Source organism: Pseudomonas sp. JAI111, from assembly GCF_024809425.1.
Lineage (GTDB): Bacteria > Pseudomonadota > Gammaproteobacteria > Pseudomonadales > Pseudomonadaceae > Aquipseudomonas.
In genome coordinates this window covers 514760-530508 of record NZ_JANUCB010000003.1, presented here as the reverse complement: position 1 = coordinate 530508, position 15749 = coordinate 514760, and the positions used below count along the sequence as shown (strand labels likewise).

11 protein-coding genes are annotated in these 15749 nt (G+C 62.0%); all 11 read left to right on the top strand.

The annotated features are described in order from the left end of the window. Position 1 precedes the first annotated feature (1 nt). The 11 genes from tssH (at position 2) to HNR03_RS13305 (ending at position 15712) form a co-directional block, all read left to right on the top strand. Positions 2-2650: a type VI secretion system ATPase TssH gene (gene tssH, locus HNR03_RS13355; RefSeq protein WP_259154059.1), complete on the top strand. Its 2649-nt coding sequence runs from the start codon at positions 2-4 to the stop codon at positions 2648-2650. A 10-nt stretch (positions 2651-2660) separates the two neighbouring features. Next, complete coding sequence (locus HNR03_RS13350; protein WP_259154057.1) at positions 2661-4178, top strand: sigma-54-dependent Fis family transcriptional regulator; 1518 nt, start codon at positions 2661-2663, stop codon at positions 4176-4178. 93 nt (positions 4179-4271) lie between these two features. Beyond that, a complete protein-coding gene (locus HNR03_RS13345) occupies positions 4272-4412 on the top strand; it encodes a hypothetical protein (protein ID WP_007894589.1) in 141 nt (46 codons plus the stop codon). Positions 4413-4429: 17 nt separating this feature from the next. After that, a complete protein-coding gene (gene tagH, locus HNR03_RS13340) occupies positions 4430-5626 on the top strand; it encodes a type VI secretion system-associated FHA domain protein TagH (protein ID WP_259154054.1) in 1197 nt (398 codons plus the stop codon). A gap of 5 nt (positions 5627-5631) precedes the next feature. Then, the gene (gene tssJ / locus HNR03_RS13335; RefSeq protein ID WP_090177940.1) at positions 5632-6132 is read left to right on the top strand and encodes a type VI secretion system lipoprotein TssJ; all 501 of its coding nucleotides are present in this window, start codon (positions 5632-5634) and stop codon (positions 6130-6132) included. Between the two features lie 2 nt (positions 6133-6134). Continuing rightward, complete coding sequence (gene tssK, locus HNR03_RS13330) at positions 6135-7466, top strand: type VI secretion system baseplate subunit TssK (RefSeq protein WP_222589044.1); 1332 nt, start codon at positions 6135-6137, stop codon at positions 7464-7466. Positions 7467-7471: 5 nt separating this feature from the next. Next, positions 7472-8347 carry a type IVB secretion system protein IcmH/DotU gene (gene icmH / locus HNR03_RS13325; RefSeq protein ID WP_208670851.1) on the top strand — a complete coding sequence of 292 codons (876 nt, stop codon included), beginning with the start codon at positions 7472-7474 and terminating at the stop codon, positions 8345-8347. Positions 8348-8360: 13 nt separating this feature from the next. Further along, positions 8361-11900, top strand: coding sequence for a type VI secretion system membrane subunit TssM (gene tssM / locus HNR03_RS13320; protein ID WP_259154052.1), 3540 nt, complete (start codon positions 8361-8363; stop codon positions 11898-11900). Next, entirely contained in the window at positions 11900-12628 is a 729-nt protein-coding gene (locus HNR03_RS13315) for a PP2C family serine/threonine-protein phosphatase (protein WP_222589042.1), read from the top strand. Before tssM ends, HNR03_RS13315 begins: the two co-directional genes overlap by 1 nt. After that, positions 12625-13641, top strand: coding sequence for a serine/threonine-protein kinase (locus tag HNR03_RS13310; protein WP_222589041.1), 1017 nt, complete (start codon positions 12625-12627; stop codon positions 13639-13641). Before HNR03_RS13315 ends, HNR03_RS13310 begins: the two co-directional genes overlap by 4 nt. A 28-nt stretch (positions 13642-13669) precedes the next feature. Then, positions 13670-15712, top strand: coding sequence for a type VI secretion system tip protein VgrG (locus tag HNR03_RS13305; protein ID WP_259154048.1), 2043 nt, complete (start codon positions 13670-13672; stop codon positions 15710-15712). Positions 15713-15749: the final 37 nt, after the last annotated feature.

The window sequence follows — 15749 nt, the reverse complement described above, 5'->3', positions numbered from 1 at the left end:
AATGATCAACGTAGACCTGCAACAACTTATCCAGGCGCTGGACGCCGAAACCCGTCGTGATCTGGAAAGTTCTGCCGAGCGCTGCGTCGCCCGTGGCGGCAGCAAGATCCTTGTCGAAGACTTGCTGCTCGGCCTGCTGGAGCGCCCGCAAGGCTTGCTCGCACGCGCGCTGCAAGATGCCGAAGTGGATGCCGGTGAACTGAGCGCCGCGTTGCAATCGCGGGTCGAGCACAGCGCTTCGCGCAACCCGGTGTTCGCCCCGGAACTGGTGCAGTGGCTGCAAGACGCGTTGCTGGTGGCCAACCTTGAACTGGGCCAGAGTCAGGTCGAGCAAGCCGCGTTGATTCTCGCGCTGCTGCGCAACCCGATGCGTTACGCCGGCAGCCGCTACCAGTCGTTGCTGGCCAAGCTGAACATCGAGCGCCTGAAAGAGTTTGCCCTGTCGCAGAAAGAACAACCGGCCACCGGCAAACCGGGCGTGCAGGGCGAGTCGTTGCTGGAGCGCTTCACCCACAACCTCACCCAACAGGCCCGCGACGGCAAACTCGACCCGGTGCTATGCCGCGATGGCGCGATCCGGCAGATGGTCGACATCCTTGCCCGTCGCCGCAAGAACAACCCGATTGTGGTCGGTGAAGCCGGTGTCGGCAAAACCGCCATCGTCGAAGGCCTGGCCTCGCGCATTGCCGCTGGTGAAGTGCCGCACGTGTTGAAAGGCGTCGAGTTGTTGTCCCTGGACATGGGCCTGTTGCAGGCCGGTGCCAGCGTCAAAGGTGAATTCGAACGTCGTCTCAAAGGCGTGATCGATGAGGTCAAAGCCTCGCCGAAACCGATCATTCTGTTCATCGACGAAGCTCACACATTGATCGGCGCGGGCGGCAATGCCGGAGGTTCCGACGCGGCCAACCTGCTCAAACCCGCCCTGGCCCGTGGCGAGCTGCGCACCATTGCCGCCACCACCTGGGCCGAGTACAAGAAATACTTCGAAAAAGACCCGGCCCTGGCCCGTCGTTTCCAACCGGTGCAGCTGCACGAACCGACCGTCAGCGAAGCGGTGACCATCTTGCGTGGCCTGGCTCAGGTTTACGAGAAGAGCCACGGCATCTACCTGCGCGATGACGCCGTGGTGGCGGCGGCTGAGTTGTCTGCGCGTTACCTTGCTGGTCGCCAGCTGCCGGACAAGGCTGTCGACGTGCTCGACACGGCCTGCGCCCGCGTCCGCATCAGCCTCGCCGCCGCTCCGGAAAGCCTGGAACGCCTGCGCGGTGAACTGGCCGAAGGTGGTCGTCAGCGCCAGGCTCTGCGCCGGGATGCCGAAGCTGGTTTGCTGATCGATCACGAAGCGCTGAGCGCCTTGGAAGATCGCCTGGCCGCCGCCGAAGACGAAAGGGCCGCGCTGGAAACCCTGTGGACCGAACAGAAAGCATTGGCCGAGCGCCTGCTGGATCTGCGTCAGCAACTGGCCAAGGCTCGCGAAGTGGTCGCCGCCCCGCCAACCCTCACAGTTGAGGAAGACGCCGAAGGCACCGTGATCGAAACGCTGCCCGTAGACGAAGCGCAGAGTGTCGAAACCCTGGAAGCGGCGCTCAACGAAACTCACAAAGCCCTGACCGAGTTGCAAGTCAAAGAGCGTCTGGTGAGCTTCGAAGTCTGCCCGCGTCTGGTCGCCGAGGTGATCAGCGCCTGGACCGGCGTGCCGCTGGCGCAACTGGCCCGTGAACACAACGCCAAAGTCGCCAGTTTCGCCACCGACCTGCGCACCCGCATCCGTGGTCAGGAACAAGCCGTTCACGCCCTGGACCGCTCGATGCGCGCCACCGCTGCCGGCCTGAACAAACCGGATGCACCGGTCGGTGTGTTCCTGCTGGTCGGCCCGAGCGGCGTCGGCAAGACCGAAACCGCACTGGCGCTGGCCGACTTGCTGTACGGCGGTGATCGTTTCATCACCACCATCAACATGTCTGAGTTCCAGGAGAAGCACACGGTCTCGCGCCTGATCGGTGCGCCGCCAGGCTACGTCGGTTACGGCGAGGGCGGCATGCTCACCGAGGCCGTGCGCCAGAAGCCGTACTCCGTGGTCCTGCTCGATGAAGTGGAAAAGGCTGACCCGGACGTACTCAACCTGTTCTACCAAATCTTCGACAAAGGCGTGGCCAACGACGGCGAAGGGCGTGAGATCGATTTCCGCAACACGCTGATCCTGATGACCTCGAACCTGGGCAGCGACCGCATCAGCGAACTCTGTGAAAACGGCGCACGTCCATCGGCCGAAGTCCTCGAAGAAACCATCCGCCCGGTCCTCAGCAAGCACTTCAAACCAGCGTTGCTGGCACGGATGCGCGTGGTGCCTTACTACCCGGTCGGCGGCCCGGTGCTGCGCGAGCTGATCGAAATCAAACTCGGTCGTCTGGGCGAACGCCTGAACCGTCGTCAGCTGGACTTCACTTACTCGCAAGACCTCGTCGATCACCTGGCCGAACGCTGCACCCAAAGCGACAGCGGCGCGCGCCTGATCGACCATTTGCTCGACCTGCACGTCCTGCCGCTGGTGGCCGACCGCTTGCTCGATGCGATGGCCACCGGTGAAAGCCTCAAGCGTGTCCACGCGACGCTCGACGGTAACGCCAGCGTGAATTGCGAGTTCGCCTGAGGTGGGTGTGATGTTCACTCAAGTGCCCCAGCCGCTGGTTTATGCCGAAGCCTTGCTGGCGCAATTCGCCAGCCTGTCGCGGGCGGCGGACGGTGCTGCGCTGCTGGGTGACTTCGTGCGCGGGTTGGCCGAACTCAGCGGCTGCGAGTTGACGCAGTTGTACCTGCTGGACGCGACTCACACGTGCCTGGGGATGAACGCCGAGTGCCTGAACGGCATCCTGCAACCCCGGGAAGCGGCGAGCCTGCCGGCGGATTACAACGGTGAGCAACTGCTGCAGTTCGCCCTGTGCCAGAACCGCGTGGTGAACCTCAGCGAACTGAGCGGCAGCCTGCACGAAACCAGTTTTCTACCGCCTCAGGCCACGCCTTGGCAGTCGCTGCTGTGCGTGCCAATGGTCAATCAGCAGAAGGCCGTCGAAGGCTTGCTGCTGTGCGCCAGTCGCCGGCACATCGACCTGCAAGGCTTCGCCGATTCCCTCGGGCAACTGGGCTCGTTCGTGCTCGGTCAACTGCATTTGCTGCAGCGTTTGCGTCAGCCGACCGGGGAGTCTCGACCGGTGAAGGCCAGTGTTCCGAGCGCCAGTGGTTACGGCCTGATCGGCAAGAGCAAGGCCATGCGCGAGACCTATTCGCTGATCAGCAAAGTCCTGCACAGCCCGTACACCGTGCTGCTGCGCGGCGAAACCGGCACCGGCAAGGAAGTGGTCGCGCGGGCGATTCACGACTGCGGCCCGCGCCGTTCCCAGGCGTTCATCGTGCAGAACTGCGCGGCGTTTCCGGAGAACCTGCTGGAAAGCGAGCTGTTCGGCTACCGCAAAGGCGCCTTCACCGGCGCTGACCGCGACCGTGCCGGGCTGTTCGATGCGGCCAATGGCGGCACTTTGTTGCTCGATGAAATCGGCGACATGCCGTTGTCGCTGCAAGCCAAGTTGTTGCGCGTGTTGCAGGAAGGCGAGATCCGCCCGCTGGGTTCCAACGACACCCACAAGATCAACGTGCGCATCATCGCCGCGACGCACCGGGATTTGTCGGTGCTGGTCAGCGAAGGCAAGTTCCGCGAGGACTTGTACTACCGCCTCGCGCAATTCCCGATCGAGTTGCCGGCCTTGCGTCAGCGCGAAGGCGACATCCTCGATCTGGCACGGCATTTCGCCGACAAGGCGTGCTCGTTCTTGCAGCGCGACGCGGTGCGTTGGTCCGATGCGGCGCTGGATCACCTGTCGGGTTACGCCTTCCCCGGCAACGTGCGTGAACTCAAAGGCCTGGTCGAGCGTGCGGTTCTGCTGTGCGAGGGCGGCGAGTTGCTGGCCGAGCATTTCTCCCTGCGCATGGAAGCCATGCCGGAAGACAACAGCCTCAACCTGCGCGAACGCCTGGAGCAGGTCGAGCGCAGCCTGTTGCTCGATTGCCTGCGCAAAAACGACGGCAACCAGACCCTCGCCGCCCGCGAACTCGGGCTGCCGCGCCGCACGCTGCTGTACCGCCTTGGCCGCTTGAATATCAACCTGGGCGACTTCGATGGGTAGGCAAATGACCGTCGATTTCACCTCAACCGCTTTTAACAGCGCCGCCCAAACGGGTCGGCGCTTTGTGCTTTGTCTATCCCTGGAGACCCTCTGATGCCTGTTCGTCACTGGCAAGCCGTCCTGCTGACCCTCGTCGTTCTATGCGGCCTCGGCGGCTGTAGCGGCAATTACAAATACAACGACAACACCTATCGCCCATTGGGTGATCCGCAGGCGGTCAATCGCGGCAAGTGACCGCAAGGAGTATCACCATGGAACTGGTTTTCGAAATGCTCAACACCAAGCAGTTCGTGCCCACGGATTTGTGCCAGAAGACCTTCAAGCAGGCCGGTGGCGTGATCGGCCGGGGCGAGGATTGCGACTGGATCATTCCCGACCGCAAGCGTCACCTGTCGAACCACCACGCGTTGATCAGCTACCGCGAAGGCACGTTTTTCCTGACCGATACCAGCAGCAACGGTATTTCGGACAGCGAAAGCGGCGCACGCCTGCGCAAGGGCGAAGCGATGCGCATCGAACACGGCAGCGTTTACGTGCTGGGTGATTTCGAGATCCGTGCGCGCCTGGTGCGCGACCCGGCGACCTTCGACGTGGAAGTCGGCCGTCCGCAAGCGGCGGGCAGCATCATTCCGGACGACGCATTCCTTGATCTCGATCCGCTGAACGCCCTCGATCAGCAAGAGCGCGTGTATTCGGAAATCGACGAACTGATCTCGCCAAACAACGCGCCACAGGACACCCGTCAGCGCGCCGACTATGCGCGAATCGACATGGAAAGCCTGCTGGTCCCGGAGCTGATCAACGCCCCGGCCGAGCCAGCTCCCACGCCGCCGCCGAAACCGGTCGAGCGTCAGAGCGAAGGTTTCTGGGAGCACTTCGGCGCGGCGCTGGGCGTGGACCTCAAAGGCCTCGACCACGACGCCCGCGAAGCCCTGGCGCTGAACGCTGCCCGTTTGCTCAAGCAAAGCGTCGGTGGTTTGCAGCAGAGCCTGCGCACCCGCAGCGAACTGAAAAACGAACTGCGCCTGGCCCAGACCACCGTGCAAGGCACGCAAAAGAACCCGTTGAAATTCGCCGTCGATGCCGGTGAAGCGCTGGGCATCTTGTTGCAGCCGAACAAGCCGGGGCAGTTGCCGGCCGAGCAAGCGATCTCCCGGGCGTTCCGCGATTTGCAGGCGCATCAGGTGGCGTTGCTGACCGCCAGCCGCGCCGCCGTTCGCGGCACGCTGGAACACTTCTCGCCACAGCAATTGACCTTGCGTTTCGAGCGCGACAACAAGCCGTTGCTGGCCACCTCCGGCAGCCGCTGGAGAGCCTACGGTCGTTATCACCAGGCCCTGCGTCAGGACGATGACTGGAGCGAACGCCTGCTGGCCCGCGACTTTGCTCAGGCTTACGAAGAACAGATCCGCCTGATTTCCACCCTTCACACCGACCACCAAGGATGATGCGCATGTCTCGCTGCTCGACCGCTTTTTTCAAGACGCTGACGGCGTTCGCGGCCCTGGTGCTGCTGGCCGGCTGCTCGTCGCTGTCGCCGTACTCCCACGTCACCAAGCTCAACCTGAAGCTCACCGCCAGCGATCAGTTGAACCCGGACCTCAACGGGCGTCCGTCGCCGATCGTCGTGCGTCTGTTCGAGCTCAAGCACCCGGTGACCTTCGAGAACGCCGATTTCTTCAGCCTGTACGAGCGCGCCAAGGAATCCCTGGCCCCGGACCTGGTGGCCAGCGAAGAAATCGAACTGCGCCCGGGTGAAACCGTGGAAATGAAACTCAGCGTGGAGGAGGGCAGTCGCTACGTCGGCATTCTCGCCGCCTACCGTGACCTGCCGGAAACCAAATGGCGCTACACGGTGCAAGTCACTCCGGTGGAAGTCACCGACGCTGATTTGACCCTCGACCAGGCCGGCATCCGCAACAGCAACGAAAAGCTCGCCAAGGCGGATGACTGATCATGAACTCCCATAAAGTCATTTGGCAGGAAGGCATGCTGCTGCGTCCGCAGCACTTCCAGCATAACGACCGCTATTACGAACACCAGATGAAGACCCTCACCCGGTTGCTGGGCAGCTACACCTGGGGCTTCCTCAATCTGGAAATCGATTTGCAGTTCCTCAACATGGGCAAACTGGTGATCAGCCAGGCCTCGGGGATTCTGCCGGACGGCAGCCTGTTCGAACTCGGCGGCAACACCGAGCCGCTGGCGCTGGATGTGCCGCCGAATACCGGTAACACGCCGATTTATCTGGCGCTGCCACTGGTCACCGGCAACCACATCGAGGCCCGTCGCCCGGAGCAATCCGATGTGCTGGCGCGCTACACCGCGTATGAAGTGGAAGTCGCGGACTCCAATGCCGGCGACGATTCCGCCAGCCAGGTCAGCTGCGGTCGCCCGGACTTCAAATTGTTGCTCGGCGAACAGCAAAGCGATCAGGCCTACGTGAAACTCAAGGTCTGCGAAGTGCTCGACACCACGCCCGATGGCGTGATCAGCCTCGACCCGGATTTTGTGCCGACCTACATTCAGGCGCATGCCTCCAGCTACCTGCTGTCGTGCCTGAAAGAAGTGATCAGCATGCTCGGCCACCGTGGCGACACCATTGCCGAACGGATTCGTTCCAACGGCAAGGTCGGTGGCGCCGAAGTCGGCGACTTCATGATGCTGCAACTGATCAACCGCACCGAAATGCTGCTGCGTCACTACCTCGGTCTGGAACAGGTTCACCCGGAAGAGTTGTACCGCACGCTGCTGACCATGCTGGGCGACTTGGCGACGTTCTCCAGCGACACCAAACGCCCGCGCCTGGACAGCCGTTACCAGCACAGCGACCAGGGCGCGAGTTTCCGCAAACTGATGGAAGCGATTCGTCAGGTGCTGTCGATGGTGCTCGAACAGCACGCCATCGAACTGGTCCTGCAAGCGCGCCAGTACGGGATCATCGTTTCGCCGTTGCACGACCACAAACTGCTGGGCTCGGCCTCGTTCGTGCTCGCCGCCAGTGCCAACTGCGACTCCGAAGAACTGCGCCACCGCTTGCCGGCGCACCTCAAGGTCGGCCCGGTGGAGCGCATCCGCCAACTGGTCAACCTGCACCTGCCGGGCATCAAGGTCAAACCGTTGCCGGTGGCCCCGCGGCAGATCGCGTTCCACTCCAACAAAACCTATTTCATTCTCGAACTCAGTTCCGAAGACCTGGCACAACTGGAGCGCTCCGGCGGCTTCGCGTTCCATGTGTCCGGCGAATTTGCCGAGCTTGAACTGAAATTCTGGGCCATCAGGAACTGACCGACATGATCAAGGACATGGAACATAACCAGGACGACAAAACCGTCCTGCTCGACCGCCAGGGCCACGGCCCGGCGCAGAGTCCGCTGACAGATTTCGCCGCACCGCCGCGTTTCGAACAGCTCGAAGAACGGATGATCTACGCCGCGCGCCTGCGCCCGGCCGAAGCGTTCAACATCAGCCTCAATTCGCTGGTGGCCGCCGCCTCGGACCTGTTGTCGGAAGTGGTACGGCTCAAGCACAGCGACACCCGCGAAGACATGTACGCGCTCAACGAGCGACTGACTTCCGGGCTGAAGCTGTTTGAAGTACGCGCCCTGCACAACGGCGCTGAAAGCAGCCAGGTGATGGCCGCGCGTTACGTGCTCTGCACCGTGGTCGACGAAGCTGTCGTGACCACGCCGTGGGGCAACGAAAGCGAGTGGTCGCAGATGAGCCTGCTCAGCAGCTTCCACAACGAAACCTTCGGCGGCGAGAAGTTTTTCCAGCTGCTGGATCGCCTGTCGAAAAACCCGGTCAAGCACCTGCCGATGCTGGAGCTGATGTACCTGTGCCTGTCCCTCGGTTTCGAAGGCAAGTACCGCGTGCAAGCGCGCGGCATGCTCGAACTCGAAGGCATCCGCGACGCCTTGTATCGCCAGATTCGTCAGCTGCGTGGCGACGTGCCGCGCGAGCTTTCGCCGCATTGGGAAGGCTTGAACGATCAGCGCCGCAGCCTGGTGCGCATCGTGCCGGCGTGGATGGTGGTGCTGTTCACCGTGGTCTGCCTGGTGGTGATGTATTCGGGTTTCGCCTGGGTCTTGGGCGAGCAACGCGAAACCGTTCTGCAACCTTTTCAGCAGCTAGATCCGGCCGCGGTCCAGCCGCAGTCGCAGCCGTAAACAGGGACGTGTGATGAAAAAGTTTTTCAAGAAAGTCGGCGCATTCTTGCGCAAGACCTGGGTCTGGACCTTGCTGGTGGTGCTGTTTCTGGCACTGCTGGTGTGGTTCGTCGGGCCGCTGCTGGCCGTTGATGATTACAAGTTCTGGGAAGGTTCGACCTCCCGCCTGCTGACCATCAGTGTGCTGTTCCTGATCTGGGGCCTGACCATGGTCTTCGTCAGCTGGCGCGCCGGTGTGCGTAAAAAAGCTATCGAAGACACCGAAGATGGCCAGGACCGTATCCGCCGTGAAGAGCTGATCGACGAGGAGCAGAAAGAGCTTCGCGTGCGCTTCAAGGATGCGTTGAAAACCCTTAAGACATCTAGCCTGTATCGCGGTCGCAGCGAGCGCTGGCGCAGTGACCTGCCGTGGTACTTGCTGATCGGCCCACAGGGCAGCGGCAAGACCAGTTTGCTGGACTTCTCGGGCCTTGAGTTTCCGATCAACAAGATCGACCGCAAACTGACCCGAGACACCCTCGGCACCCGGCATTGCGACTGGTATTTCGCCGATCACGGTGTGCTGATCGACACCGCCGGGCGTTACCTGACCCAGCCGGATTCCGAAGTCGATGGCAGCGCCTGGAGCACGTTGCTCGACCTGCTGCGCAAGCGTCGCCGCAACCGTCCATTGAACGGCGTGCTGGTGACCATCCCGGTGGAAATGCTGCTGGGCAACACCGAACAGGATCTGGACACATTGGCGCGCCAGGTGCGTGCTCGCTTGCAGGACGTGCATCAGAAGCTGCACGTCGATGTGCCGGTTTACCTGGTGTTGAGCAAGGCTGACAAGCTGCTCGGTTTCGACGAGTTCTTCGATCAGCTGACCCGCGAAGAAAGCGATCAGGTGCTCGGCACAAGCTTCCGCAAAGAGCAGAGCGGCACCGATGTCGCCGTCCTGCGCACCGAATTCGAAGAGCTGCTGCGTCGCTTGAACAGTCAGGTGATCATGCGCATGCACCAGGAGCGCGATACCCAGCGCCGTGGCCGCATCCTCGATTTCCCGCATCAACTGGGGCAGATCGGCGAGCGCCTGTGCCTGTTCGTCGACATGGCGTTCACCGGCAACCGCTACCAGCGTGTCAGCCAGTTGCGCGGTTTCTACCTGACCAGCGCACCGCACCTGAACCAGGAAATGGACCAGACCACCGCTGGCATCGGCGCCAGCCTGGGCATGAACGCCGGCGTGCTGCCGACCTTGCGCAGCGGCCGCTCGCGATTCATTCACCATTTGCTCAGCCGAGTGATTTTCCCCGAGGCCGATCTGGCCGGTCTGGACAAGCGCGAACGCAGCCGCATCCATTGGGGCCAACGTGCGCTGTACGTGGGCGCGCTGGCGGCACTGGCACTGTTCGGCATGTTGTGGGCGGGCGGTTTCTCCGCCAACTACGAGCGCCTGGAAAACCTGCGCAACCTGGCCTCCAACTGGAATCAACAACGTTCGGCGCTGACCGCGCGTGACGACTCCATGGCGGTGCTCAAACCCCTCGACAGCAGCTACGCGGCGACCCAGGTTTTCCCGAACAAGGGTGACGTGTCGTATCACGAGCGCGGTGGTTTGTATCAGGGCGAAGAGGTCAATCCGGTGGTCAAGGACGCCTACGAGCGAGAGCTTGAAGCGCAACTGCTGCCGAAGGTTGCAACGCTGCTGGAAGGGCAGATCCGCGCCAACATGAATGACCGCGAACGCCTGCTGAACAGCCTGCGTGCGTACCTGATGCTGAACATGAAGGATCGCCGCGACGGTCCATGGCTCAAGGATTGGGTCGCCACCGAATGGTCCCAGCGTTACGCCGGCAACACCGCGGTGCAGAACGGTTTGAACACGCACTTCGAACGCTTGTTGAAGCAGCCGTTTATCTACCCGCTGAACGATCAACTGGTGGCCCAAGCGCGCCAGGTGCTTCGCAGCGAGTCGCTGGCCAACGTGGTTTACCGGATGCTGCGCGAGCAGGCCCGTAACCTGCCGGAATACCGTTTGAGCCAACACATCGGCCCACAGGCCTCGCTGTTTGTCGGCACCGATTATGTGATCCCGGGCTTCTACACCCAACAGGGTTACCAGCAGTATTTTTCGATCCAGGGCAGTGCGCTGGTCAGTGACATCCTGCGCGACAACTGGGTACTGGGCGAAGGTTCGGGCATCAGCGGCATGGACTTGCGTCGCCTGATGGTCGAACTCGAGCAACTGTACTTCCGCGACTACGCCAACTTCTGGAGTGAAGCGGTCGGCCAGGTGGCCTTGCCACCGATCAACGACGCGGGCGAGGGCGCCGAGCAACTGGCGGGCCTGACCTCTGCCAATTCTCCGGTGCTGCAACTGCTGGTGGAAGTGCGCGAGAACACCCGTTTCCCGGCAGAGGCCGAACCGGTTGATCAAGCGGCGGATGCCGCTGAAGCGCTGGCAGGGCAGAAAGGCAAGTTGGGCAAGCTGGGCAAACTGGCGTCTGCCGCTGCGGGCCAAGCCTCGGAAATGGCGGCGATCAAAAACCTGCCAGACACCGCGAAGAAATCCCTGCAACGTCGCTTCGAACCGCTGCACCGTTTGCTGGACGACAACAACGGCCCTGCCGCTGATTTGACCCCGGCACTCGCAGCGCTCAATGACCTGCAACTGCAACTGGCGAGCCTGGCGCGTGCCAGCTCGCCGGATCAGGCCGCGTTCGAAATGGCCAAGACCCGCATGAGTGGCCAGCGTGATGCGCTGAGCAACTTGCGCAATGCGTCGAACCGTCTGCCGCGTCCGGTCAGCGTCTGGTTCAACGTGCTGGCTGAAGACACCTGGCGTCTGGTGCTCAACGATTCCTACCAGTACCTGAACCAGCGTTACCAGAGCGAGCTGTACAGTTTCTACGGCAAGGCGATCAACAAGCGTTATCCGTTCAGCGCCCACAGCACCAGCGACGTTGCGATCAGCGACTTCCGCGAGTTCTTCAAGGCGCAGGGCATCAACGATCGCTTCTTCGAGACCTACATGCGTCCGTTCGTCAGTGGCGATCCGGGCAACTACCGCCTGCGCAGCATTGACGGCCACAGCATGCCGATCTCCAAGGTCTACCTCGACCAGATGGCCGCGGCCCAAGTGATTCGCCAGAGCTTCTTCTCGGCCAACCCGGCCGAGCCGCAAGTGCAGTTCAAACTGGAGCCGTACACCCTCGACCCCGCTGTCAGCCGCTCCGAGTTCAAGTTTGGCGACAAGACCATCGAATACCGCCACGGCCCGATCGTGCCGGTATCGTTCAAATGGCCGACCGACGCTGAAGACGGTCGCACCAGCCTGGTCCTCGACAAAATGGCCGGCCGCCCGATCGGCATCGAGAAGAACTCCGGCCCTTGGTCGCTGTTCCGCTTGTTCGATCTGATGCAGACCGAGTATCTGAACGGTCGCGACGTGATGGTGCTCAAGGCGGACGTGGGCGGCCTGCGCGCCAACTACTTGCTGTCGAGTCAGCGCACGCCGAACCCGTTCGACATGGGCGTGCTGCGTACCTTCCGTATGCCGGTGCAGCTCTGATGCTGGTTGCCAGTCCTTGGCGCAGCGCTGCGCGTACCGATGCCGGCAAGGTTCGGGCACGCAACGAAGATGCTTTTCTCGACTGTCCACAGCAGGGGCTGTGGGTGGTCGCGGACGGCATGGGCGGTCATCAGGGGGGCGACATCGCCAGCCAGTTGATCGTCGCCAGCCTGGCGGAATTGCCGGTGCAGGACGGCTTCGACGAACGACTCAAAGGCATTCGCCAGTGCCTGCACTGGCTCAACCGCCGTTTGGGTCAGGAGTTGACCGTCACCGCCGGGCGCCACGACAGCATCATGGGCAGCACCGTGGTGGCGCTGTTGGTGGAAGGCAATCGCGCGGCCTGTATCTGGGCCGGCGACAGCCGTTGCTACCTGTGGCGCGGCCAGCGTTTGTATCAGCTGTCCAAGGACCATTCGCTGCAACAGCAACTCATGGACGAGCAACAGATGAGCCTCGAAGACGCCCGTGCGCATCCTTCCGCCCATGCGCTGACCCGTGCGGTCGGTGCGGCTGATGTGTTGACGCTGGACGTGCTTGAACTCGAGGTTTATCCCGGCGATACGTTCCTGTTGTGCAGCGACGGTTTGTACCAAGGGCTCAGCAGCGATGCCTTGGGCAACGCCCTGAGCCTGACCGCGCCGCACGTTGCGTTGGAGCGTCTGTTCGACGGCGCTCTGCGTGGCTCGGCGCGGGACAACCTGACTGCCGTGGTGATCCGCCAATGACTGAACTCATGCCACCCCTCGACGACCTGCTGGTGAGCGAAGAGCAAGACAGTAACCTGACTTACTTTGCGTTCGCCAAGTCTCTGAACGACAAGCCGCACAAGGCCGAACCCGCGCTGGCGCCAACCAAGGCCAGCATCGGCGAAATGCCCGACGTGCTTGCGGGCCGTTACCGCATCGAGCGCCTGCTCGGTGCCGGTGGCATGGGCGCGGTTTACCGCGCACGGGACTTGCTGAGCGAACAGTTCGGCGATCCCGACCCTTACATCGCGCTGAAAATCCTCAGCGAAGAATTTGCCGAATCGCCGGATGCCAGCGCCTTGCTCTACAGCGAGTTCGCCCTGATCCGGCGCCTGCGCCACGACAACGTACTGCGCTTGCACAGCTTTGAAGTGGACACCGATTGCCAGCGCGCCTTCATCACCATGGAACTCATGCGTGGGCTGACCCTGGACAAACTCCTCTGCGAGCGGCCCCTTGGCCTGCCGTGGAAAGAACTGCGCGACATCGCGTTGCCGCTGCTCGACGCGCTGGCCTACGCCCACGCTCGCGGTGTGCTGCACGGTGACATGAAACCGAGCAACGTGATGCTCAGCGAAGAAGGCGTGCGCCTGTTCGACTTTGGCCTGGGCCAGGCCGAAGAGGGCATCCTGCCCGGCCTGCCACACCTGAGCCGCGACCGTTTCAACGCCTGGACCCCGGGCTACGCCGCCCCCGAACTGCTTGAAGGCCAACCACTGTCGGCCAGCGCCGATGTGTATGGCGTGGCCTGCGTGCTCTACGAACTGGCGGGCGGCAAACACCCCTTCCGCCGCATGTCGTCGGTCGAGGCCCGCGACGGTCAACTCGACCGCGAGCTGCACGCACCGCGCAATCTTCCGAAACACTGCTGGCCAGCCCTGCGAACGGCGCTGGCTTTCGATGCGGCCAAGCGCACCATCACCGCCGCTCAATTGCGTGACGCCATGGGCGCCACTTCGTCTTTGCTGCAACGCCTTCGACTGCGGGCGTAACGGATGACTACCGAACAGGGAGCAAGCAATGTTCAACTCAGCTAACGAAACGCATTTCAGCCTCACAGTCGAAGACTATGCCGGCGACCTGCAAGTGCTGTCGTTCACCGGCACCGAAGGCATCAGCCAGCCGTATCGCTTCGACCTGGAACTGGTCAGCGAAAACCCCGACCTGGACCTGGAAAAGCTCCTGCACAAGCAGGCGTTTCTGGCGTTCGATCCGAAAGGTTCCGGCATCCACGGCCAGATCTACCGCGTCGCCCAAGGCGACGCCGGCAAACGCCTGACCCGCTACAAAATCTCCCTGGTTCCGCAGCTGCAATACCTGCATCACCGCACCAACCAGCGCATCTATCAGCAGATGTCCGCGCCGAAAATCATCGCACTGATCCTCGATGAGCACGGCATCAAGGGCAACGCCTACAAATTCCAGTTGAGCCAGCCCTGCCCGGACCGCGACTACTGCGTGCAATACGACGAAACCGACCTGCACTTCGTCCAGCGCCTGTGCGAAGAGGAAGGCATTCACTACCACTTCCAGCACAGTTCCAAAGGTCATCTTTTGGTATTCGGCGACGACCAGACCGTGTTCCCGAAACTCGGCCAGCCAACAGCTTATGTGCAAGGCAGCGGCATGGTCGCCGACGAGCCGGTGATCAAAGGCTTCAAACTGCGCCTCGAAACCCGCACCGGCCGCGTCACCCGCCGCGACTACGACTTCGAAAAACCACGCCTGCAACTCGAAGCCGGCTATAAACCCGACGGCGAAAGCACCGAGCCAGACCTCGAAGATTACGACTACCCCGGCCGCTTCCTCGACCGCGCGCGCGGCAAATTCCTCAGCCAACGCGCCCTCGAACGCCACCGCGCCGACTACCAGCAAGCCGAAGGCCGTGGCGACCAGACCACCCTCGTCAGCGGCCACTTCCTGGAAATGTCCGACCACCCGCGCACCGAGTGGAACGACCTCTGGCTGCTCACCGAAATCGTCCACGAAGGCAAACAACCGCAAGTCCTCGAAGAGTCCGTGACCAGCGACACCACCGACAACAAAGACGACTTCCACCAGGGCTACCGCAACCGCTTCCTCGCCACCCCGTGGAACGTGTTCTACCGCCCGGCGCTGCAACACCCCAAACCCTGCGTCCTCGGCAGCCAGACCGCCATGGTCACCGGCCCCAAGGGCGAAGAAATCCACTGCGACCAATACGGCCGCATCAAAGTGCAATTCCACTGGGACCGCGAAGGGTTGGCGGATGACAAAACCAGCTGCTGGATGCGCGTCTCTTCGAGTTGGGCCGGGGATCGCTATGGCGCCATCGTCATTCCGCGCATCGGCATGGAAGTCCTCGTCACCTTCCTCGAAGGCGACCCCGATCAGCCACTGGTGACCGGTTGCCTGTACCACAAGGAAAACCAGGTTCCCTACGAACTGCCAGCGAACAAGACTCGCACCGTCTTCAAAACCCTCAGCTCTCCGGGGGGCGGCGGGTTCAACGAACTGCGCATTGAAGACAAGAAAGGCGCCGAGCAGATCTTCATTCATGCCCAGCGGGATTGGGATGAAAACATTGAGCATGATCAGAAGATTCGCGTCGGCAATGAGCGGCATGACACGGTGGTGAAGAACACCTACACCGAACTGAAAGCCGAAGAACACCGCACCACCATCGCCGACCGCAAAGTTGAAGCGCGCCTGGATGATCACCTGACGATTGGGCAGAACCAGCATGTGAAGCTCGGGACTGCGCAGCTGACGAGTGTTGGGAAAGAGATTCATCTGAAGGCTGGGGCGAAGATTGTTATTGAAGCTGGCAGCGAACTCACCATTTTGGGTGGCGGGAGTTTTATCAAGCTGGATGCCGGTGGGGTGACGGTTGTTGGGCCGGTGGTGAAGATTAATGCGGGTGGATCGGCGGGGAATGGGACGGGGATCGGGATTAAGCCGCCGGTGCTGCCGGGGGCTGCGGATAAGGATAAGGCGGGGAGTTTGATGGATCAGGCGTTGGGGAATGCGTCTGAGGAACAGATCAAGCGCAAGCCAAAACGAATGCTTAATTTTTCCGGCTAATAAACACCGACGGCAATCCAAGCCACCAGGGATCAGA

Bases quoted from the DNA above. Each gene is read 5' to 3' on its own strand.
- tssH (WP_259154059.1), top strand. From the start codon at position 2: ATGATCAACGTAGACCTGCAACAACTTATCCAGGCGCTGGACGCCGAA.
- HNR03_RS13350 (WP_259154057.1), top strand. From the start codon at position 2,661: ATGTTCACTCAAGTGCCCCAGCCGCTGGTTTATGCCGAAGCCTTGCTG.
- HNR03_RS13345 (WP_007894589.1), top strand. From the start codon at position 4,272: ATGCCTGTTCGTCACTGGCAAGCCGTCCTGCTGACCCTCGTCGTTCTA.
- tagH (WP_259154054.1), top strand. From the start codon at position 4,430: ATGGAACTGGTTTTCGAAATGCTCAACACCAAGCAGTTCGTGCCCACG.
- tssJ (WP_090177940.1), top strand. From the start codon at position 5,632: ATGTCTCGCTGCTCGACCGCTTTTTTCAAGACGCTGACGGCGTTCGCG.
- tssK (WP_222589044.1), top strand. From the start codon at position 6,135: ATGAACTCCCATAAAGTCATTTGGCAGGAAGGCATGCTGCTGCGTCCG.
- icmH (WP_208670851.1), top strand. From the start codon at position 7,472: ATGATCAAGGACATGGAACATAACCAGGACGACAAAACCGTCCTGCTC.
- tssM (WP_259154052.1), top strand. From the start codon at position 8,361: ATGAAAAAGTTTTTCAAGAAAGTCGGCGCATTCTTGCGCAAGACCTGG.
- HNR03_RS13315 (WP_222589042.1), top strand. From the start codon at position 11,900: ATGCTGGTTGCCAGTCCTTGGCGCAGCGCTGCGCGTACCGATGCCGGC.
- HNR03_RS13310 (WP_222589041.1), top strand. From the start codon at position 12,625: ATGACTGAACTCATGCCACCCCTCGACGACCTGCTGGTGAGCGAAGAG.
- HNR03_RS13305 (WP_259154048.1), top strand. From the start codon at position 13,670: ATGTTCAACTCAGCTAACGAAACGCATTTCAGCCTCACAGTCGAAGAC.